The following is a 20,223-nucleotide window of genomic DNA, read 5'->3' on the forward strand; positions in this document are numbered from 1 at the left end:
ATACCAAGCAAGAGAAGGGGAAACACATGAGCAAGGTTGCACTCGTCACTGGCGGTTCGCGCGGCATCGGTGCTGCGATTTCGATCGCCCTGAAAAACGCCGGTTACTCCGTTGCTGCCAACTATGCCGGCAACGACGAGGCCGCGCAGAAGTTCAAGGCGGAGACGGGCATCCCCGTCTACAAATGGTCGGTCGCCGACTATGATGCCTGCGAGGCCGGCATCAGGCAGGTTGAGGCGGATCTCGGCCCGGTCTCGGTGCTGGTCAACAATGCCGGCATCACGCGCGATGCGATGTTCCACAAGATGACGCGCGAGCAGTGGCGGGAGGTCATCGACACCAATCTGCACGGCGTCTTCAACATGACCCATCCGCTGTGGAGCGGCATGCGCGACCGCAAGTTCGGCCGCGTCATCACCATCTCCTCGATCAACGGCCAGAAGGGCCAGGCCGGCCAGGCCAACTATTCGGCCTCCAAGGCCGGCGACATCGGCTTCACCAAGGCCCTGGCCCAGGAGGGCGCGCGCGCCGGCATTACCGTCAACGTTATCTGCCCCGGCTATATCGCCACGGACATGGTCATGGCGGTGCCGGAGAAGGTGCGCGAGGGAATCATCGCCCAGATCCCGGTCGGCCGCCTTGGCGAGCCGGAGGAGATCGCGCGCTGCGTGGTGTTCCTGGCGTCCGAGGGGTCGGGCTTCATCACCGGTGCCACGCTCACCGCCAATGGCGGGCAGTATATAGCGGGCTAGCCATCAATGTCGGATCGGTGAACAGGAAGCGGCGCCGCGAGGCGCCGTTTCCTTGTTGCAAATGCGGTTCCTGAATGAACTGCGATCGCCAAAGCGCCCGTTGAGCGAAGTGTGTGCCGGCCTGGCACGTAAAGGTTAACACCTTGGTCTGGCGTCGTGCCGCGCTTCAGGCAGGTCGTGTGCCAAAATCGGTGTCGGTGGGCGCTGGGGCACAATATCTAGCAGTGAACAAAACGGGAAATCTGGCGGATCAGTGATTCGTCGCCGATTCGTTCCGCATTTGGTTCAAGTCTTAATCAAATGCGCCAGGTAGGCGGTCTCGCCATTAATGCGGCGATAGGAAAAATCAACAAATTCATAATTTTGCGCCGAGCTCATTGGTCGGTCGCCGCGGCTGGCCCGCAAAGGTTAACAGCATGGTGCCCGAACGCGCGGCCGGTCACTTTAGTGATTCTGCATGTGGTGCCGCTTGCCACTGGAATGTCCATATGTTGCGGTGAACAAAACCTGAATCACCGGGAGTCAGTGATTCGTCGCTGATTCGTTCCAGACTCGTTCCAACTCTTAATTCGGAACATTCTGCTTTCGCTTTGGCGCACAAGTCCCTATGTGTCCAGTCGGCGCTGCAAGCGCCACAACGCTGGGCTTGTCCTGGCGCTGAGGGCGGTTCCTTGAAATGAATGTGCATCCCAAGCAGAACGACCCGCTGATCCTGACAGGACGCGATGTCACGGCCGTACTGGGGCCGACCAACACAGGCAAGACCCATCTCGCCATCGAGCGCATGATTGCGCATGAAAGCGGCGTCATCGGCCTGCCGCTCCGGCTGCTCGCCCGCGAAGTCTACGGCCGGCTGTGCGAAAAGGTCGGTGCGCACAAGGTGGCGCTCGTCACTGGTGAGGAAAAGATCGTGCCGGCCGGTGCGCGGTATTCGGTCTGTACGGTCGAAGCCATGCCGCGCCAGACCGATGCGGCCTTTGTCGCCATCGACGAGGTCCAGCTCGCAGGCGATCTCGAGCGCGGCCATATCTTCACCGACCGCATTCTCAATCTGCGCGGCCGGCAGGAAACGCTGCTGCTGGGGGCCGCCACCATGCGCGGCATCCTCGAAAAGCTGCTCAAGGGCATCTCGGTCGTCACCCGGCCGCGCTTGTCGCATCTCGCCTATGCCGGTTCCAAGAAGCTGACGCGGCTGCCGCGCCGCTCGGCCATCGTCGCGTTCTCCGCCGACGAGGTCTATGGCATTGCCGAGCTGATCCGGCGCCAGCAGGGCGGTGCTGCCGTGGTGCTGGGGGCACTCAGCCCGCGCACTCGCAATGCCCAGGTGGCGCTCTACCAGTCCGGCGATGTCGACTACCTGATCGCCACCGACGCCATCGGCATGGGCCTGAACCTCGACGTCGATCATGTCGCCTTCGCCCAGAACCGCAAATTCGACGGCTACCAGTATCGCCAGCTCACCGCCGCCGAGCTTGGCCAGATCGCCGGGCGCGCCGGCCGCCATTTGCGTGACGGTACCTTCGGCGTCACCGGCCGGGTCGATCCGCTGGACGAGGAACTGGTCGAACGGATCGAGGCGCATGAATTCGATCCGGTGAAGGTGCTGCAGTGGCGCACCGCCCAGTTCGACTTCGCCAGCATCGATGCGCTCAAGCGCTCCATCGACACGGTGGCACCCGTCGAGGGGCTGACCCGCGCCTTGCCGGCGGTCGATGCCCAGGCGCTCGAGCATCTTTCGCGCGACCCCGAGATCCGCTCGCTCGCCACAAATCGCGAGCGCGTCGCGCTTCTCTGGGAAGCCTGTGCGCTGCCCGACTACCGCAAGATCGCTCCGGCGCAACACGCCGATCTCATCGCCTCGATCTATGACGATCTTGCCCGACGCGGCCATGTCGACGAGAACTATATGGCCGAACAGGTCCGTCGGGCCGATTCCACCGAGGGCGATATCGACACGCTTTCGCATCGGATCGCCCAGATCCGGACCTGGACTTTTGTCTCCAATCGCCCTGGATGGCTGGCCGATCCGGCACACTGGCAGGAAAAAACACGCGACATCGAGGACAGATTGTCAGATGCGCTGCATGAGCGGTTGACGAAACGCTTTGTAGACCGCAGGACTTCCGTCCTCATGCGCCGCCTTAGAGAAAATACTATGCTTGAAGCCGAAATCAGCCCGTCCGGAACCGTCCTCGTCGAGGGCCACCATGTCGGCGAACTGCAAGGGTTCCGTTTTACCGCCGACCAGAGTGCGGGCGGCGAGGACGCCAAGGCAGTGCGCACGGCTGCCCAGAAGGCGCTTGCCACCGAGTTCGACAATCGCGCCGAGCGCTTTTCGGCAGCGCCGAATGGCGACATCGCGCTTGGCTCTGACGGCGTCCTGCGCTGGATCGGCGCGCCGATCGGTACGCTGGTCGAAGGCGAGGATGCGCTCAAGCCGCGCGTCGTGCTGCTGGCCGACGAACAGCTGACCGGACCGGCGCGCGACAAGGTCGCCGCCCGCGCCGACCGTTTCGTCAATTTCCAGATCGAGCTTTTGCTCAAGCCGCTGGTCGATCTCAAGTCGGCCGAGCAGCTTTCGGGCATCGGTCGCGGCATCGCTTTCCAGCTGGTCGAGAATTTCGGCCTGATCAATCGCCGCGACATCGCCGAAGAGGTGAAGTCGCTCGACCAGGAGGGCCGGGCGGCGCTGCGCCGGCTCGGCGTGCGTTTCGGCGCCTACCATGTCTTCGTGCCGGCGCTGATCAAGCCGGCTCCGGCCGGGCTGGTGACGCTGCTGTGGGCGCTCAAGAACGATGGCAAGGACAAGCCGGGCTTTGGCGACGTGGTCCACGCGCTCGCCGCTGGCCGCACCTCGGTGGTCATCGACCAGAGCTTCGACAAGACTTTCTACAAGCTTGCCGGCTTCCGCAATCTCGGCCGGCGCGCCGTGCGTGTCGACATTCTCGAGCGCCTGGCAGACCTGATCCGTCCGGCGCTGTCTTGGAAGCAGGGCACTGGCGCTCGTCCTGACGGTGCCTATGACGGTAGCGCGTTCATCGTCACCCCGCAGATGATGTCGATCCTCGGTGCCACCGGCGACGACATGGAGGAAATCCTCAAGGGGCTCGGCTATCGCGCCGAACCCAAGCCCGCTGCCGAGGTCAAGGAAAAGCTCGAGTCGATCGATGCGGCCGCGCGTGAGGCTGCAGAGCGTGCCGCGGCCGCCAAGGTGGCAGCGACCGAGGCTGTCGCAACCGGCGAAGCCGCCGAGGTTGCGGCGGAGCCTGTCGTCGAAACCAGCGAAACCGTGGAGCAGGCAGTAGCCGACGTTGCCGAGCAGGTGCCTGTTGCCGAGCAGCCGTCTGAGCCCGCTGCCGAGCACGCAGTGGCCATTGCCGAGCCTGCGCCTGAAAGCGTTGTATCTGAGGCCGCGCCGGAGGCAGCTATCGCCGCCGAAGCCCCCGCAGCCGAAGCGGCGCCGGTTGAAGCCGCTGCGGCAGAACAGGCCGAAGAGCCCAAGCCGATCCTGATCTGGCGCCAGGGGCGCTTCGAGCAGCGCCCGCGCCACCGCAACGACAACCGTCCGCGCGGCGGCCAGCGCGACCAGCGCAATGCTCCTGCAGCCCGTCAGGGCGAGGGCAACCGCGGCGAGCGTGAACGCGGCGAGGGCCGGGAGCGCCCGCGCTTCGACCGCAAACCTGGCGGCAAGCCGCAGGGCGAGGGTGGACGTCCCGAGAATCGTGGCCGTGGCGAGCGGCCCGGCGGCGAAAAGCATGGGGGCGACAAGCACGGGAACGACAGGGGCGGCTTCAAGGGCAAGCCGTCGTTCCAGCAGAAGCCGCGCGAGGAACGGCCGGTGCGAATCGATCCGGATTCGCCCTTCGCCAAGCTCGCCGCGCTTCGCGACCAGCTCAAGAAGTAGCTGCCTTGGCGGGCGAGGGAAGACAGCGCATCGACAAGTGGCTGTTCTTCTCGCGCGCGGTCAAATCGCGTTCGCTCGGCGCCAAGCTGGTGCAGAGCGGCGGCGTCAGGCTGAGCGGCCGAAAGCTCGACCAGGCCTCCGATGTCGTCAAGACCGGCGATGTGCTGACGATCACGCTCGACCGGCGCATCCTCGTCTACAAGGTCTTGTTTCCGGGCGAGCGGCGTGGCCCGGCCGAAGAGGCGCGGTTGCTCTACGAGGATCTGTCGCCGGCGCCGACGCCGAAGGGTGAGGCGCCGCCCGATGCCAGGCCGCCGCTGCGCGAAGCGGGCAGCGGGCGTCCGACAAAAAAGGAACGACGCGCCACCGACCGTTTGCGCGGCGACTGAGGCAGCGCCTAAGTTCGATGCCGGAAAGTTGAGAATTGCGTTTCGCCAATGGCGCATTGCGCGGAAAAGCCGCCCTTGCAACAGCCTGGCAAAGGGTCTACCTCACCGACATCGATTGAACTACGGGAAGTCCCGGAGCCTGCCGCATGACCTACGTCGTCACCGACAATTGCATCAAGTGCAAGTACACCGACTGTGTCGAGGTCTGTCCCGTCGACTGCTTCTACGAAGGCGAGAACATGCTCGTCATCCATCCCGACGAATGCATCGATTGCGGTGTTTGCGAGCCCGAATGTCCGGCTGACGCGATCAAGCCCGACACCGAGCCGGGCCTGGACAAATGGCTTCAGATCAACACCGAATACGCGAGCAAGTGGCCGAACCTGACGACCAAGAAACCCGAGTTGCCCGAGGCCAAGGAATTCGACGGCGTCGCGGACAAGTTCGAAAAGTACTTCTCAGAAGCGCCCGGCGAGGGTAACTGAGGGCGGCGCGCCCACGAGCGCCGAATGTCTGGTTTTTACGCTATCGCTGTCCCTTGACGCGGTAGCGGCCGCGCATATGCAGCAAAACCTTGATTCTTCCGACTTTTTGTGTTAGGGCTTAGTCAACATGCCGATGACACAACGTCGATCTATGGCTCGAAGCCTAAATCACTGAAAGGTGACAACCTCAATCTGGACCAGAGCAATCTGGGGCCAGCGGCCGCTGCGTTCGCGGCTTGCAGCTCCAGGCTCTCCGATTGGGGGTCGATTGTCGTGCGGTACAAGGTCGCGATTGCGGCCACCCTCGTTCAGCCGGCCTCGGCGGGCCGGTGTTATTAGAAGGAGTTCAGGGCGTATGGCAACTACCATCCCGCAGAAGAAATCCGCAGCGCGTCATGGTTTCAAGACCGGTGAGTTCATCGTCTATCCGGCGCATGGCGTCGGCCAGATCGTGTCCATCGACGAGCAGGAAGTGGCGGGACACAAGCTCGAGCTGTTCGTGATCGATTTCCAGAAGGACAAGATGCGGCTCAAGGTGCCGGTCGCCAAGGCGACCTCCATCGGCATGCGCAAGCTTTCCGAGACGGACTATGTCGAGCGCGCGCTGAAGGTCGTTCAGGGCCGCGCCCGCGTCAAGCGCACCATGTGGTCGCGCCGCGCGCAGGAATATGATGCAAAGATCAATTCCGGCGATCTGATCTCGATCTCGGAAGTCGTGCGCGATCTCTACCGTGCCGACAACCAGCCGGAGCAGTCCTATTCCGAGCGCCAGCTTTATGAAGCTGCGCTCGATCGCATGGCGCGCGAGTTGGCGGCCGTCAACCGCTTGTCGGAAACCGAGGCCGTGCATCTCATCGAGGCCAACCTCAACAAGGGTCCGAAGCGCGGCGCCAAGGCCGACAACGAGGAAGCGGACGCCGACCAGGAAGAAGCTGCCTGATCGGTCTTCCACCGAGACTGCGAAAAAAAACCCGGCCATTGGCCGGGTTTTTTTTGTGTCCGGCCGCCCGTCGCCGGCCGTGTCGTTTGAGAATCCTGTGTCCGCCCGACGGGGAACATTAACCATCATGCCGCGTTAAAGACCCGCGGGCATGCATTGATTATCGATGGCGGAGACCCCCGCACCAGCTTGGCAATCCACTCGACGAGAGAGCACGTCATGGGCATGGATCGGGCAATACTGGCCGGCGAGCAGATGATGCTGAAGGCCGCGTCGCGGGCACCCTATCTGGAGCGGGGCGAGGAACTCGAACTGGCCATTCGCTGGAAGGAGCACAATGACGAGGATGCCCTCAGCCGCATCGCCACTGCGCATATGAGGCTCGTCATTGCCATGGCGGTCAAGTTTAGGCGCTACGGCCTGCCGCTGGGTGACCTTATCCAGGAAGGCCATGTCGGGCTCCTGGAAGCTGCTGCCCGCTTCGATCCCGGCCGAGAAGTGCGGTTTTCGACATATGCCACGTGGTGGATCAGGGCATCGATGCAGGACTATATCCTGCGCAATTGGTCGATTGTCAGGGGTGGCACCAGTTCGGCACAAAAGTCGCTGTTCTTCAACCTGAGGCGGATGCGGGCGCGTCTCGCGCAGGGCGGCGGGCCGATCGGCGGCACTTCCGCCTATCAGGAAATCTCGGTAGCACTCGGCGTCTCGGAGGCTGATGTCGCGCTGATGGATATGCGTCTGTCCGTGCCCGACACTTCGCTCAACGCACCGCTCAATGACGACGGCGATGCCGGCGAGCGGATGGATCTGCTGGTTTCCGATGCGCCGCTACCCGACGAACTCGTCGGCGACGCAATCGACATCGAGCGGCGTTCATGCTGGCTGCGCGATGCGCTGCGCGTGCTCAATGCGCGCGAACTGCAGATCATCGAGGAGCGCCGGCTGACCGAGGAGGGCGCGACCCTCGAAGAGCTCGGAACCTCGCTCGGCATCTCCAAGGAGCGGGTCCGTCAGATCGAGACCCGGGCGATGGAGAAGCTGAAGTCGGCCCTCGTCAGGCAGAGCGCCGACTTCGTGTCGGCCTGAGCCGCTACCTGTCGGTGACGATCTTGACCTTGTCGCCGGCCGAAAGCGTAGCCCCTGGGCCAAGTGCGTTAAGCACACGGAACAGGTCGAGCTTGCGGTCGACGCCGACCATGCTGGCGGCGAGTGAGCCCATGGTCTGGCCGGGCTGCACGGTGACGACGCGGATGCGCAGCGGCTTGAGCGCCGCCTTTTCCGCCGCCGTCATGACATGGAAGCTCGAGCTCACCGAACGGGCCATGCTGTCAAGGTCCGGACTTGCCGTCGGCGCCGCCGTCAGCAGCCGGTAGACCTGATCGCCGGCGCGGGTCACCATGATGTCGAACTGCCAGCCCTCGGCGCTGGCGCGGGCGAATGCCGTTTCGTTGCCGTTGACCGTTGCCGAACGCACGCTTGCAGGGTCGAGGCCTGCCACCCAGCCGCTGCGGACATAGTCGGGCAGTGACAGTTTGCTGTTGATGCTCACCCCGTCGAAGCGGATGGCTACGTTGTTCGGGCCCGTGGCGGTGACCGCGGCAGCCGTGTTGTCTATGACGAAGCCCTGCGGCACCGAGAACGAGATGCCGAGCTTGGGGTGCAGGAAGGTGGTGCCGCGCACATAGCCTTCATCAGGCGTATCTCCGAACAGCAGCCCGTCGACACCGGCAAGGAAGGAATCGCGATCGCGCTGGCCGATGCCGGGCGCGCCGAAGTTGCGGGCGTGGCGCTGGGCTAGGTCGATGCGCTGCGGCGCGTTCGGGTGGCTTGCCAGGAAGTCGAGGCTGGCGTCGGTAGCGCCGCTGACCGCGCGCAGGTCGCTGTAGGCTGCCATGGACTGCAGGAAGCGCCCGGCCGCGAAGGGGTCGTAGCCGATCTCGCCGCTCATCTTGATGCCGATGCCGTCGGCTTCCAGCTCCTGATTGCGCGAGAACTGGGCGAGCCGCAGCTTGCCGCGGATAAGGGCTGCCTTGGCGGTCGGGCTTTCGCCGAGCACGTCGGTGACGACTTTGGTCGCCAGAACTTCCTCGGCTTCCTTCTGCTGGCGCTGGATGCCGTGGTTGGCGGTGACGTGGCCCATCTCGTGGGCGATGACGGCGGCGAGCTCAGCCGAATCATTGGCGAGCGCCAGAAGCCCGCGCGTCACGTAGAGATAGCCACCCGGCAGCGCGAAGGCGTTGACGTTGGGCGAGTTGAGAATGGTGATGCGGTAGGTCTGGTTCGGATTGCCCGACACGGTCGTTAGGCTGCCGACCACCTTGGCGACCATGCGTTCCAGCTTGGGATCGGAATACTCGCCGCCATAGGTGGCGAGAATGCGTGGATGCTGGCCCTTGGCGATCTCGGCGAGCTTGTCGTAGCGCGAGACGTTGTCGACCGTCACCGGATTGTTGGATGGCTGGAAGCCCGACTCGCGCAGGTCGGTCGGGTTGAGCGCCTGGCAGCCGGCAACCAGCGCCGAAAGCGCAACCGCGATAGCTAGTCGCGTGCGGCGTGGCGTGCTCATTTCGATCTGGCCGTGGCGGCGGGTAGGCAGGACAGCTTCCTTTCAGTCAACCGGGCAGAGGCGAAGCATGACCCGGCGGTGTTGCGTGGACCTAGCCACACTCACCTCGCAGACACAATAAGGCACCCGTCTCCACCCCGGCGATTTGGCTGAAAATTATGTCCGCTTCCGGGCAATCTGGCGTGATTGTGTCAGCGCTTTTCGCCGCCGATGTAGCACCGGAACGCATCCGGTCCGGAATTGTCAAAGAAATCAGCAGTCTTGCCCGAGGCGGCCACGGTGCCTGCTTCGATGAAAACCATGTTTTCGCCCAGCTTTCTCGCGTCTTCGGGCTGGTGTGTCACAAAAAGCACGGTCATGCGCCGTTCTGCGTGGACGTCAGCTACAAGCTCCAGCATGTCCTCGCGCAAGGCTGGTCCAAGCGAGGCAAAAGGTTCATCCAGCAGCAGGACCGGCCGGTCGCGCACCAATACGCGGGCCAGGGCCACGCGTTGGCGCTCGCCGCCCGACAACTCGGCGGGCAGGCGTTTGTCCATGCCGGCAAGGCCGACGCGGGCCAACGCTGCGCCCACGTCATGCCTGTCGCTTGCCGTAAGACGCAGAGCCGGGGAGCGACCGAGCCCGACATTGCTGGTCACGTCGAGATGGGCAAACAGATTGTTCTCCTGGAACACCATGGAGACCGGACGGCGGGCCGGTGGCAAGCCGGTCACGTCCTCGCTGCCGATCAGCACCCGGCCTTCGCGCGGCGTCTCGAAGCCGGCGACGAGGTTGAGCAGCGTTGACTTGCCGGCGCCGCTCGGCCCCATGATCGCGGTGATCTCGCCGGCCGCGAAGGCCACGTCGAAGCGCACCATGGTCTCGCTGTAGCTGAACACCACCTGATCGAGCCTCACGGCTGCATTGGTCGAGGTCATTTCGAAGTCCCCCTGCCGAGACGGTCGGCGAGCATCATCAAGGCAAGGCACAACAACCCCAGCATCAGCGCCAGGCCGGCGGCATCGGCGGTCCGGTAGCTGCCCATGCGCGCGAGCAGAAGATAGGGCAGCGTCTGCACGGCATCGCTGCCGAACAGGGCGATGACGCCGAGGTCGCCGAGCGACAGTGCCATTGCGAAGGCAAAGGCGGTGGCGAGCGGACGCCTGAGAACTGGCCAGTCGATCAGCCGCAGGCGGCCCCAGCCGGAAATGCCGAGCTGGGCGCAGAGCCGTTCGTGGCGCTCGGCAGCGGCATCATGGGCGGGGCGTATGGCGCGGACGGCAAACGGCATCGCCATCACCGCATTGACCGCGACGACCATCACTGGTGCCAGCGCGAAGACATCGACGCTCTGCCGCACGAGAATGAACCAGCCGGCGCCGACGACGATCGGCGGCACGACCAGCACGAAGCCGGCGCCAGTGTCGGTCATCCGTTCCAGCAACGATCTCTTGTCCGCCGGGCGGCCGGTCGCAAGCGCCCTGCGCGCCATGACGAGCGACAGCGAAAGTGCGCAGGCAAGTGTCGCCGAAAGCGAGGCGAGCACGATGCTGGTCAGCGTGGCGCGCCGGACCGATGTTTCGCTGGCCAATCGGCCAAGGTCTGCCTCCAGGCCGGAGACGACCGTCGCCAGCATGGGGCCGAAGACGAACAGCAGTGCGAGGACGATGACGGTGGCGTTGAATAGCTTCTCTCGGCCTTTGGTTTCGATGAAGCTGCGTCGCACGACCGACAGGTTGGCATCGCCCGTCGTGTTGGCGCCGAGCCGCATCAGCGCGAGCACTACGATGGCGGTGAGGCCGATCTGCAGCAGCGTCAGCGCCACGGCGCGGGCGGGGTCAAAGTCGAAGCGCAGTGCCTGGTAGATTGCCACTTCCAGCGTGGTGGCAGCCGGTCCGCCGCCAAGCGTCAAGACGATGGTGAAGGAGGTGATGCACAGCATGAACACTAGCCCGGCGATGCCGGGCAGGGCTGCGCGCATTGCCGGCCATTCGATCAGCCGGAAGCTCGCGCGAGCACCCATGCCGAGCTGGCTCGCCAGCCGCCACTGGTCCGCCGGCACGGTCTGCAGCGCCTCCAGCATCAGCCGTGTCGCCAGCGGCAGGTTGAAGAAGACATGGGCGATCAGAATGCCTGATAGCCCGTAGATGCCGGGCCAGGTGCCCCCGGTCAGCGTGGCCAGCGGCGCGGCGAAGAAGCCGGCGCGGCCGTAAAGCGTCAGGATGCCTAGAGCAGCAACGATCGCCGGCAGGGCGAGCGGCACGGCAAACAGGCGCAGGATCAGCCCACGGCCGGGAAATTGCGGATGCCGCGACAGGGCGCGCGCAACCAGGATCGCCGGTACGACGGACAAGAGCGTCGACAGCAGCGCCTGCCACAGCGTGAAGCGCGCGACGCGGAAGAGATAGCCGTCGAAGGCGGCGACAGCCCCTTCGGGGTTGCGCAGGGCCTCGATGCCGAGCCCGGCAAAGGCGCCGCCGATCAGGATGCCTATGGCGGCGAGCGCGAGCGTGCCGGCGATGACGCGGGGGTCTCGACGGCTTACCCGCATGATCGGCCACCAAGTCGGCTGAGGTTGAGCCTCGTCGCACCCCCCTCTGACCTGCCGGCCATCTCCCCCTCAAGGGGGGAGATCGGCAGCTTCAACACCTGCTCGCTGTCTGCAACGCTTAAGGTTGGCGGCGGCAGCGCCACAGCTAATCTCCCCCCTTGAGGGGGAGATGGCCGGCAAGCCAGAGGGGGGTGTTCAAGCGCAGCCATCGCCAGTTGATGAGCCGCTTACTTGCTCATCACGCCCAGCCATTCGTCGACCCAGGCCTTGCGATTGGCCGCCACCTCGTCGGGGCTGAACAGCAAGGTCTTGCCCGGCTTCACCAGCTTGTCGAAGGCGGGGTTGAGCGGCTTGTCGGTCTTGCCGGCCGGCAGCATCCAGTTGGTTTCTGGGATGACGTCCTGGAACGCCGGGCCGGTCATGAAGGCCATGAACTTTTCCGACAGCGGGTTCTTGGCGCCATTGGTGGTAACGCCGGCGACCTCGATCTGCAGGTAGTGGCCTTCCTCGAAGGATGCGGCCTGGTAGCGCTCGGTGTTGTCGGCGACCATGTGGTAGGCCGGTGAGGTGGTGTAGGACAGCACCATCGGCGCCTCGCCCTTGGTGAACAGGCCATAGGCTTCGCTCCAGCCCGGCGTGACGGTCAGCACGCGGCCCTTGAGCTTGGCCCAGGCCTCCGGCGCCTTGTCGCCATAGACCGACTTGACCCAGAGCAGCAGGCCCAGACCCGGCGTCGAGGTGCGCGGATCCTGGATGGCGATCTTCTGCTCGGGATCGCCCTCAACCAGCTCCTTCAGGCTTTTCGGCGGGTTCTTCAGCTTGTCGGTGTCGTAGACGACGGCGAAATAGCCGTAGTCATAGGGAACGAAGGTATCGTCCTTCCAGTCACCGGGAACCTTGACGTCGTCGCCGATCACGCCGTGCGGGGCAAACAGGCCGGTCGCCTTGGCCTCGGCGGTCAGGTTGGTATCAAGGCCGAGCACGATATCGGCCTTGGTCGCGGCACCCTCGAGCTTGACGCGGTTGAGCAGCGCCACGCCGTCGGCAACCGAAACGAAATCCACTTCGCAGCCGCATTCGGCCTCGAAGGCCTTCCTCACCTGCGGGCCTGGGCCCCATTCGGAGTTGAAGCTGTCATAGGTGTAGATGGTGAGCTTGCCTTCGGCGGCGGCAGCAAAGGCGCTTGCTGCGAGCGCCAGGGCAGAAGTCAGGGACAGGACTAGCGAGCGCATCGGCGCCTCCTCCATTGGTGTTGCAAGGGAATTTGAAGCGCCGGGCGTCCGAAGCATCTAATCCCTCCGCCGGTACAAACCGGATCAGGTTCAGCGGGTTGGCTGGATGTTCCCCATGCCTCTCAGCCAACGCGCAAAAGCGCGACAGGCACCCCGTTAGAGCGGTCCAACACATAGGCCGGCGCGACGGGCCGTGCAAGCGGCTAGTTTGCCCGTCGCGGCAGCGTCTCGGCCTTCCGTTTCCGCCACCGGACTGGTAATGCCCTCGCCATGAGCCGGTTCATCATACTCCTTGGCGGCGAGTTGGTCCGCACGCCGCGCCTCGACCGTCAGGTCGCGGGCGGACGCGTGATTGCGGCCGATTCCGGTATCCGCCACGCCGCACCCCTCGGCCTGATGCCCGAGTTGTGGCTGGGCGACTTCGACTCCTCGCCGGCCGAGCCCGATCCCCGCTTCGCCGGTGTTCCGCGCGAGGTGTTTCCGGCCGACAAGGACAAGACCGACGGCGAACTCGCGGTTGCCGCAGCGCTGGCGCGCGGGGCCACGTCGCTGGTGCTCGTTGGTGCCTTTGGCGGCGCGCGGGCCGATCACGCCTTTTTTCACCTCGCGTTGGCGCTCAGGCTTGCCGAAGCCGGCATCGAAGTACTGCTGACCAGCGGCCTGCAGGAGGCACATCCGTTGCTGCACGGCACCCGCAGCTTCGACTACGAGGACGGCACGCTGTTTTCCGTGCTCGCCTTTTCCGAACTCTCCGGCCTCACCGAAGAGGGGGCGAAATGGCCTCTCAATGGTGTCGAGGTGCCTTTCGGCTCGTCGCTGACGCTTTCCAATGAAGTGCGGGGCAACCTGCGAGTCTCGCTCGGGAGCGGCCGCGCGCTGCTTCTCGCCCATCCCTATCCTGCCTCGGAATTCTGAACATGGCGCCTCCGCTTCTCAATCTCGACGGCATCCGCCTGACTTTCGGCGGCATGCCGTTGCTCGACGGCGCGGCCCTGAACGCCGCTGCTGGCGACAAGATCGCGCTGGTCGGCCGCAATGGTTCGGGCAAGTCGACCCTGCTCAAGATCGCGGCCGGCCTGGTCGAGGCTCAGGATGGCGAGGTGTTCCGCCAACCCTCTGCCACGATCCGCTACCTACCGCAGGCGCCCGACATGGACGGCTTCGCCAATGTCCGCGCCTATGTCGAGGCGGGGCTTGGGCCGGCCGACGATCCGCATCGCGCCACCTATCTGCTCGACCATCTCGGCCTAACCGGCGAAGAAAAGCCGGGCGACCTCTCCGGCGGCGAAGCGCGGCGGGCGGCCCTTGCCCGCGTGATGGCGCCAGAGCCTGACATCATGCTGCTCGACGAGCCCACCAACCATCTCGATCTTTCGGTGATCGAGTGGCTGGAAGAGGAGCTTATCCGCACGTCGTCGGCGCTGATCCTGATTTCCCACGACCGCCGTTTCCTCGAACGCGTCAGCCGCAACACGGTCTGGCTCGACCGCGGCCAGACTCGCCGCCTCGACCGCGGCTTCGCCCATTTCGAGGAGTGGCGCGACCAGATCCTCGAGGAAGAAGAACGCGAACAGCACAAGCTCGGCCGCCAGATCGTGCGCGAGGAGCACTGGCTGCGCTATGGCGTGACCGCCCGGCGCAAGCGCAACATGCGCCGGCTCGGCGAGTTGCAGTCGATGCGCCAGCGCTTCCGCGGCCATCGCGGCGCCGAGGGCGTCGCTACCATGGTGGCCAGCGAAGCTGCAGAATCAGGTAAGCTGGTCATCGAGGCCAAGAACATCGACAAGAGCTTTGGCGAACTGACGGTTGTCAAAGGGTTCTCGACACGCATCCAGCGCGGCGACCGGATCGGTCTGGTCGGGCCCAACGGGGCCGGCAAGACGACGCTGCTGAAGATGCTGACCGGCGAGCTTGAGCCCGATGCCGGCAGCATCCGGCTCGGCGTCAATCTGGAGATCGCGACGCTCGACCAGAAGCGTGAAGCCGTCGACCCGAACGAGACGCTGTCGAGCTACCTGACCGACGGCCGCGGCGAAAACCTGGTCATCAATGGCGAGCAGCGCCACGTCGTTTCCTACATGAAGGACTTCCTGTTCAAGCCCGAGCAGGCGCGCACGCCGGTGCGCGAACTCTCGGGTGGCGAACGTGCCCGTCTGATCCTGGCCCGCGTTCTGGCTCGTCCGGCCAATCTTCTGGTGCTCGACGAGCCGACCAACGACCTCGACATGGAAACGCTCGAACTGTTGCAGGAACTCGTCGCCGGCTTTGCCGGGACGGTGATCCTCGTCAGCCACGACCGCGACTTCCTCGATCGCACGGTCACCAGCATCATCGCGCCCGACGGCGAGGGCAAATGGGTCGAATATGCCGGCGGCTATTCCGACATGCTGGCCCAGCGCGGCGGCACCAAGCTCGACGACCGGAAGTCCCGCAAGGCCGGCAACGGCCAGGCGGCGACGGGACGCAGCGACCCCGAGGCGCCGAAGGCTGCCTCCAAGAAACTGTCGTTCAAGCAGAAATTCGCGCTCGACAACCTGCCCAAGAAGATGGAGGCGGTGACCGCTTCGATCGCGCGGCTGGAAAACCAGATCGCCGACCCGGCCTTCTACGAGCGCGACCCGCACGGCTTCCAAAAGACCATCGCCGCGCTCGACAAGGAGCGCGAGACGCTGACCGCGCTCGAGGAGGAATGGCTGGAACTGGAGATGCTGCGCGAGGAACTGGAGGGGTAGCCGGCGATTGCACCTGGCGTCTCATGCGCATATCTTATGCGCATAGGACGGAGGTGACACGATGCTCCAGAAAGCCCCCAAACCGGTTCGCAAGCCGACGAATGTCACGATCGATGCTGCCTTGGTCGAGGAAGCCAAGGCGTTGGGCTTGAACATGTCTCAGCTTGCCGAAGACGCGCTGGCGAAAGCTATCTCGGAGGAGAAGTCGCGGCGGTGGAAGCTTGAGAACCAGGCCGCCCTGGAAGCCTGGAACGACTATATCGACAAGAACGGCCTGCCTCTTGCCAAATATCGGCTGTTTTGATGGCCAGATACGATGTGTTTGCGGGCCCGTATGAAGGCAGCTATCTGCTCGATGTGCAGTCGGACCTGCTCGACCATCTGAAATCAAGAGTCGTGGTGCCGCTGCTGCCCGCCGAAGACGTTCCTCCAGCAGTCCGCAAGCTCAACCCGATCTTTGACGTCAGCGGTCGGAGGCTGGTCATGGCCACCCACCTCATCGGTGCGGTCGCAGTTGCTGAATTGCGCAAGACGCACGTCAATCTGGCCGAGCACCACGATGCGGTTGTCGCGGCCCTGGACATGCTGTTCCAGGGCTTCTAACGCGGGTTACCGCCCGCGTCATTTGCCGGGCAGATCTTACCCCGCCGACTTGGCCTGCCAGGCCTTCATCGCTTCTTCGAAGACCTTGTCGCCGGGGATGCCCTTTTCCATGGTGAAGAGGGCGCGGCGGCCGGATTTGTAGACCACCGGCACGTCGATCCAGCTCTGACGCCGCAGCAGGCTCAGGTTGGCGTCGACCTCGGCCTTGGTGTCGTTGAGCGCGACCAGGAAGAAGCCGTCGGCGATCTTGGCGGGAATGCCGATCAACGGATTGCCGGCGTCTTGTTCGGAACTCTTCAGCGCCACGCGCAGGATGTTCTCGATGCCGCCGCCTTCGAAGCCTTCCGGCGTCAGGAAGATCATTTCCAGGATGTGGCTGGCTGGCAGGGTCTTGTCCGCGTTGCGGCGGATCGTCATGCGCAGCTGGATATCCTTGCCCGGGATCGTTGCCTCGGCGCGGATCGCGGGTTCGGGCGGCAGGTCGCCGCCGGGCGATTCCTGCACCACCGACCAGACCACGGAACCGGGTACCGCCGAGCCCTGGGCAACGCTGGTGCGCTCTTCATAGAAGATCGCCTTTTGTCCAACGGCCATGGGCGCGTTCTCGCTGGCGGCAGGCGGTGTTGCGGCGCCAGGTGCCGGCGTGGCCGGTGCCGGCGTCGCGGGCGCGGCCGGAGCGGGTTCGGGCGTGGCCGCCGGTGCTGTTGCCGGCGCCTGGGTCAGGGCGGCCACCGAGGTGCCTTCGCCGACGCCATTGGCGCCGCTCGCGGGCCCTGGATCCACTTCCTTGCCTTCGGGCGTCATGCGCTGGGTGAACTTGCCTTGTTCGCCGTTCGCCGGGGCTTGCGCGGTCTGCGTGCCATTTGCGGGCGGTGTTGCGGCAGCTTCATTGGCCGGTGCCGCTGGCTTGGCCGGCGTTTCGGAGCCCGAGCCGACAAAGGCGCCGCGGTTCGACCACAGTGCATAACCGCCGGTGCCGAGCACCACGATGCCGATCGCAGCGGCGATCAGCCCGCCGCTGATGCGCTTGCGCGGCTTCTGGCGCGTCTTCTGGAACGGGTCGATTTCCCTGGCCGGCGCTGCGCCGAACTGTTCGTCCTCGTCGTCGTCCGGCAGGGGAGGCAAGGCCGGTGCGTCGTCGTCGTCCTGGTCGTCCGCGAAATCATGCAACGGGTCGCGTGCGGGGGGCGCGTAGGCCGGGGGTGGCGGCGGTGCGTAGGCCGGTGCTGCCGGCGGCGTGGCCCGGGGCGCTACGGGTGCTGCCAGGCGCGGCAACTGGGGTTCCGGTGCACGCGGCGTGAACACCTGTTGGTTCTTGTTGCGATCGATGGAGGAGAAGACGCTTTCGAGCTCGGCCAGCGGATCGTCGCCCGCCGGCTTGCTTGTGAAATCCGCCTCGACCGTGGCGATGGCGTCCTCGAGGATCTTCTTCTGCCGCTCGGCAACGCTTGCCGGTGGCGGCGGGTTGATGGCGGCAAGCTTGGCTGAGATCGTGGCGCGGGCCTTGTCATAGACGCGCGCGCGCATCGCCGGCGTGGTTTCACCCATGCCATCAAGCGTTTTCCTCAGAACCGCTACGAAGTCTGCCATTCTCTCGTCGACCTATGTGTCATCCTGGGCCGCATCTCCGCCTGATGGTGCGGCCCAATGGAAATGTGTCTAGTCTTCAAACGGATCCGTCACAAGTATCGTGTCGTCCCGCTCGGGGCTGGTGGAGAGCAGGGCCACCGGCGCGCCGATCAGTTCCTCGATGTAGCGCACATACTTCACCGCCTGCGCAGGCAGGTCGTTCCAGCTGCGTGCGCCGGCCGTCGTGGCCTTCCAGCCTTCGAGCGTCTCGTAGACCGGCTCGACGCGCGCCTGCGCGCCCTGGCTTGCCGGCAGGTAGTCGATCAGCTCGCCGTCGAGTTTGTAGCCGGTGCAGACCTTGATCTCGTCGAGTCCGTCGAGCACGTCGAGCTTGGTCAGCGCGATGCCGGTGATGCCGTTGACGGCGACCGCCTGGCGCACCAGCACGGCGTCGAACCAGCCGCAGCGGCGCTTGCGTCCCGTGACCACGCCGAATTCATGGCCGCGGGTGCCCAGGAACTCGCCGATCTCGTTCGTCTGCTCGGTCGGGAAGGGGCCTTCGCCGACGCGAGTGGTGTAGGCCTTGGTGATGCCGAGCACATAGTGGATCGCACCGGGTCCCATGCCGGAACCGGCGGCCGCCTGGCCGGCAACGGTGTTCGACGAGGTGACGAAGGGATAGGTGCCGTGGTCGATGTCGAGCAGAGTGCCCTGCGCGCCTTCGAACAGGATGCGCTCGCCGGCGCGGCGCTTGTCGTCCAGCACCTTCCAGACACGGTCCATGTAGGGCAGGATCTGGTCGGCGACCGAGGTCAGCTCGGTCATGATCGCCTCATGCGTCACCTCGGCGTGGCCGAGGCCACGGCGCAGCGCATTGTGGTGGGTCAGCAGCCGTTCGACCTTCTGGGGAAGCGTATCCAAATCCGCCAAGTCCATCACCCGCACCGCACGGCGGCCCACCTTGTCCTCGTAGGCGGGGCCGATGCCGCGGCGGGTCGTGCCAATCTTAGTTCCCGAATTGGAGGCGGCGTCCTCACGGAAACCATCCAGCTCGCGGTGCAGCGACAGGATAAGCGCGGTGTTTTCGGCGATTTTCAGGCGTTCGGGACCGATCTCGACGCCCTGGGCGCGGATCTTCTCAAGTTCCGCCACGAAGGCATGCGGGTCGAAGACGACGCCATTGCCGATGATCGACAGCTTGCCTTCGCGCACGACGCCGGATGGCAGCAGCGACAGCTTGTAGACCACGCCGTCGACCACCAGCGTGTGACCGGCATTGTGGCCGCCCTGGAAGCGCACCACCACGTCGGCGCGTTCCGACAGCCAGTCGACGATCTTGCCCTTGCCTTCGTCGCCCCACTGGGAACCGACGACCACCACATTGGCCATGATTTTATCCTTCCGGTCTCGCGGTGCAGGCCGCGAACAGTTCAAAATGACAGGCCTCTATAACGCCAAGGAATTGGAAGCGCGACCTTTCTTTGCCGCGCCAGGCACAACAAATTCCGCCTTTCGGTGCATTTACTTGCCCACATCGGCCACTTAGGTGGGTTGTGCCCCCCTTTGTAAGCAAGAGCCCGCCGAATGTACCGAAACGCCTACGTCCTGCTGTTGCTGACCACACTGTTCTGGGGTGGCAATGCAGTGGCGGGCAAGCTGGCAGTCGGGCATGTGTCGCCCATGCTGCTCACCCTGATGCGCTGGGGCTTCGCCGCAGTGATGCTTAGCGCTATCGGCTGGCCGCGCCTGCGGGCCGACTGGCCGATCGTTCGCAAGCACATCTGGCTGCTTTTCTGCCTGGGCATGCTTGGCTTTACGCTTTTCAACGCAGCACTCTACACAGCGCTCAACTTCACGACGGCAATCAACACCAGCATCGAGCAGGCCGGCATCCCGATGTTCATCTTTGCGGCCAATTTCCTGCTCTTCCGCACGCGTGTGACGTTCGGCCAGGTCGCCGGTTTCGCGCTCTCGCTGCTGGGGATCGCGCTGACGGCGAGCCATGGCGACCTGTCGACGCTTCTGGCGCTCGACATGAATTTCGGCGACGGGCTGATGCTCGTCGCGGTGCTGGTCTACAGCGCCTATACCGTGGCACTGCGCTTCAAGCCGGATATCCACTGGCAGAGCCTGATGATCGTGCTGACCGCCTCGGCCTTCGTTTCATCGATCCCCTTCGCGGTGTGGGAGATCGGCACCGGGCGCGCCATTGCGCCCGACCCCGTCGGCTGGGCGCTCACCGCCTATATCGTGCTGTTCCCCTCGATCCTTGCGCAGATCTTCTACATCAGGGGTGTCGAACTGATCGGCGCCAACCGCGCCGGCTTGTTCATCAACATGGTGCCGATCTTCGGCACGCTGCTGTCGGTGCTGATCCTCGGCGAGGCCTTCCTGCCGCATCACGCAGTGGCCATCGTGCTGGTGTTCGGTGGCATCTGGCTTGCCGAGCACAGCGGGCGCAAGATGGCGATGCAATAGCCGGAACGCCAGACCCGCGCCCGGCGTTGAAGAGGTCGTC

General features: G+C 64.8%; 16 protein-coding genes, 1 pseudogene and 1 riboswitch. Of the genes and pseudogenes, 11 read left to right on the plus strand and 6 right to left on the minus strand.

Translation table 11 applies throughout. The features are described 5' to 3' along the window. Positions 1–26: 26 nt before the first annotated feature. The 6 genes from ABSY17_RS04840 (at position 27) to ABSY17_RS04865 (ending at position 7,559) form a co-directional block, all read left to right on the plus strand. A complete protein-coding gene (locus tag ABSY17_RS04840) occupies positions 27–752 on the plus strand; it encodes a beta-ketoacyl-ACP reductase (RefSeq protein WP_378947368.1) in 726 nt (241 codons plus the stop codon). Between the two features lie 676 nt (positions 753–1,428). After that, positions 1,429–4,656, plus strand: a complete 3,228-nt coding sequence (locus ABSY17_RS04845) for a helicase-related protein (RefSeq protein WP_378947371.1) — start codon at positions 1,429–1,431, stop codon at positions 4,654–4,656. Between the two features lie 5 nt (positions 4,657–4,661). Next, on the plus strand, positions 4,662–5,045 hold the full coding sequence (locus tag ABSY17_RS04850; protein WP_378947373.1) for an RNA-binding S4 domain-containing protein: 384 nt from the start codon (positions 4,662–4,664) through the stop codon (positions 5,043–5,045). A gap of 146 nt (positions 5,046–5,191) precedes the next feature. Then, positions 5,192–5,530, plus strand: a complete 339-nt coding sequence (fdxA, locus tag ABSY17_RS04855) for a ferredoxin FdxA (protein WP_378947376.1) — start codon at positions 5,192–5,194, stop codon at positions 5,528–5,530. Between the two features lie 355 nt (positions 5,531–5,885). Beyond that, complete coding sequence (locus tag ABSY17_RS04860; protein WP_378947379.1) at positions 5,886–6,470, plus strand: CarD family transcriptional regulator; 585 nt, start codon at positions 5,886–5,888, stop codon at positions 6,468–6,470. A 219-nt stretch (positions 6,471–6,689) separates the two neighbouring features. Then, on the plus strand, positions 6,690–7,559 hold the full coding sequence (locus tag ABSY17_RS04865) for an RNA polymerase factor sigma-32 (RefSeq protein ID WP_378947381.1): 870 nt from the start codon (positions 6,690–6,692) through the stop codon (positions 7,557–7,559). 4 nt (positions 7,560–7,563) lie between these two features. Here the strand turns inward: ABSY17_RS04865 and ABSY17_RS04870 are convergent, their stop codons facing one another. The 4 genes and pseudogenes from ABSY17_RS04870 to thiB all read right to left on the minus strand — a co-directional run bounded on the left by ABSY17_RS04870 (position 7,564) and on the right by thiB (position 12,801). Next, positions 7,564–9,039, minus strand: coding sequence for a M48 family metalloprotease (locus ABSY17_RS04870; protein WP_378947384.1), 1,476 nt, complete (start codon positions 9,037–9,039; stop codon positions 7,564–7,566). 156 nt (positions 9,040–9,195) lie between these two features. After that, positions 9,196–9,956 (minus strand): annotated as a pseudogene (gene thiQ, locus ABSY17_RS04875) (thiamine ABC transporter ATP-binding protein). After that, on the minus strand, positions 9,953–11,569 hold the full coding sequence (thiP, locus tag ABSY17_RS04880) for a thiamine/thiamine pyrophosphate ABC transporter permease (RefSeq protein WP_378947387.1): 1,617 nt from the start codon (positions 11,567–11,569) through the stop codon (positions 9,953–9,955). The pseudogene thiQ and the gene thiP overlap by 4 nt, the downstream one beginning before the upstream one ends. Positions 11,570–11,796: 227 nt before the next feature. Further along, positions 11,797–12,801, minus strand: coding sequence for a thiamine ABC transporter substrate binding subunit (gene thiB / locus ABSY17_RS04885; RefSeq protein ID WP_378947390.1), 1,005 nt, complete (start codon positions 12,799–12,801; stop codon positions 11,797–11,799). Between the two features lie 44 nt (positions 12,802–12,845). Then, positions 12,846–12,967, minus strand: a riboswitch (TPP riboswitch). 104 nt (positions 12,968–13,071) lie between these two features. On the opposite strand from thiB, the gene ABSY17_RS04890 reads away from it, so the two are divergent. The 4 genes from ABSY17_RS04890 (at position 13,072) to ABSY17_RS04905 (ending at position 16,136) form a co-directional block, all read left to right on the plus strand. Further along, complete coding sequence (locus ABSY17_RS04890) at positions 13,072–13,716, plus strand: thiamine diphosphokinase (protein WP_378947392.1); 645 nt, start codon at positions 13,072–13,074, stop codon at positions 13,714–13,716. A gap of 2 nt (positions 13,717–13,718) precedes the next feature. After that, positions 13,719–15,533 (plus strand): ABC-F family ATP-binding cassette domain-containing protein, encoded by a 1,815-nt coding sequence (locus tag ABSY17_RS04895; protein WP_378947394.1) that lies wholly within the window; start codon positions 13,719–13,721, stop codon positions 15,531–15,533. A 61-nt stretch (positions 15,534–15,594) separates the two neighbouring features. Further along, a complete protein-coding gene (locus tag ABSY17_RS04900) occupies positions 15,595–15,837 on the plus strand; it encodes a type II toxin-antitoxin system CcdA family antitoxin (RefSeq protein WP_378947397.1) in 243 nt (80 codons plus the stop codon). Further along, entirely contained in the window at positions 15,837–16,136 is a 300-nt protein-coding gene (locus ABSY17_RS04905) for a CcdB family protein (protein WP_378947400.1), read from the plus strand. Before ABSY17_RS04900 ends, ABSY17_RS04905 begins: the two co-directional genes overlap by 1 nt. A 36-nt stretch (positions 16,137–16,172) precedes the next feature. On the opposite strand, the gene ABSY17_RS04910 is transcribed toward ABSY17_RS04905, so the two are convergent. Further along, complete coding sequence (locus ABSY17_RS04910) at positions 16,173–17,726, minus strand: hypothetical protein (RefSeq protein ID WP_378947403.1); 1,554 nt, start codon at positions 17,724–17,726, stop codon at positions 16,173–16,175. 69 nt (positions 17,727–17,795) lie between these two features. Continuing rightward, positions 17,796–19,094, minus strand: coding sequence for an adenylosuccinate synthase (locus tag ABSY17_RS04915; RefSeq protein WP_378947406.1), 1,299 nt, complete (start codon positions 19,092–19,094; stop codon positions 17,796–17,798). Positions 19,095–19,289: 195 nt separating this feature from the next. Here ABSY17_RS04915 and ABSY17_RS04920 point away from each other — a divergent pair, with 195 nt between their 5' ends. Next, positions 19,290–20,183 carry a DMT family transporter gene (locus tag ABSY17_RS04920; RefSeq protein WP_378947409.1) on the plus strand — a complete coding sequence of 298 codons (894 nt, stop codon included), beginning with the start codon at positions 19,290–19,292 and terminating at the stop codon, positions 20,181–20,183. The last annotated feature ends 40 nt before the right edge of the window (positions 20,184–20,223 follow it).

The organism is Mesorhizobium sp. ANAO-SY3R2 (genome assembly GCF_042466635.1).
GTDB lineage: Bacteria > Pseudomonadota > Alphaproteobacteria > Rhizobiales > Rhizobiaceae > Aminobacter.

Bases quoted from the DNA above. Each gene is read 5' to 3' on its own strand.
- ABSY17_RS04840 (WP_378947368.1), top strand. From the start codon at position 27: ATGAGCAAGGTTGCACTCGTCACTGGCGGTTCGCGCGGCATCGGTGCT.
- ABSY17_RS04845 (WP_378947371.1), top strand. From the start codon at position 1,429: ATGAATGTGCATCCCAAGCAGAACGACCCGCTGATCCTGACAGGACGC.
- fdxA (WP_378947376.1), top strand. From the start codon at position 5,192: ATGACCTACGTCGTCACCGACAATTGCATCAAGTGCAAGTACACCGAC.
- ABSY17_RS04860 (WP_378947379.1), top strand. From the start codon at position 5,886: ATGGCAACTACCATCCCGCAGAAGAAATCCGCAGCGCGTCATGGTTTC.
- ABSY17_RS04865 (WP_378947381.1), top strand. From the start codon at position 6,690: ATGGGCATGGATCGGGCAATACTGGCCGGCGAGCAGATGATGCTGAAG.
- ABSY17_RS04870 (WP_378947384.1), bottom strand. From the start codon at position 9,039: ATGAGCACGCCACGCCGCACGCGACTAGCTATCGCGGTTGCGCTTTCG.
- thiP (WP_378947387.1), bottom strand. From the start codon at position 11,569: ATGCGGGTAAGCCGTCGAGACCCCCGCGTCATCGCCGGCACGCTCGCG.
- thiB (WP_378947390.1), bottom strand. From the start codon at position 12,801: ATGCGCTCGCTAGTCCTGTCCCTGACTTCTGCCCTGGCGCTCGCAGCA.
- ABSY17_RS04890 (WP_378947392.1), top strand. From the start codon at position 13,072: ATGAGCCGGTTCATCATACTCCTTGGCGGCGAGTTGGTCCGCACGCCG.
- ABSY17_RS04895 (WP_378947394.1), top strand. From the start codon at position 13,719: ATGGCGCCTCCGCTTCTCAATCTCGACGGCATCCGCCTGACTTTCGGC.
- ABSY17_RS04900 (WP_378947397.1), top strand. From the start codon at position 15,595: ATGCTCCAGAAAGCCCCCAAACCGGTTCGCAAGCCGACGAATGTCACG.
- ABSY17_RS04905 (WP_378947400.1), top strand. From the start codon at position 15,837: ATGGCCAGATACGATGTGTTTGCGGGCCCGTATGAAGGCAGCTATCTG.
- ABSY17_RS04910 (WP_378947403.1), bottom strand. From the start codon at position 17,726: ATGGCAGACTTCGTAGCGGTTCTGAGGAAAACGCTTGATGGCATGGGT.
- ABSY17_RS04915 (WP_378947406.1), bottom strand. From the start codon at position 19,094: ATGGCCAATGTGGTGGTCGTCGGTTCCCAGTGGGGCGACGAAGGCAAG.
- ABSY17_RS04920 (WP_378947409.1), top strand. From the start codon at position 19,290: ATGTACCGAAACGCCTACGTCCTGCTGTTGCTGACCACACTGTTCTGG.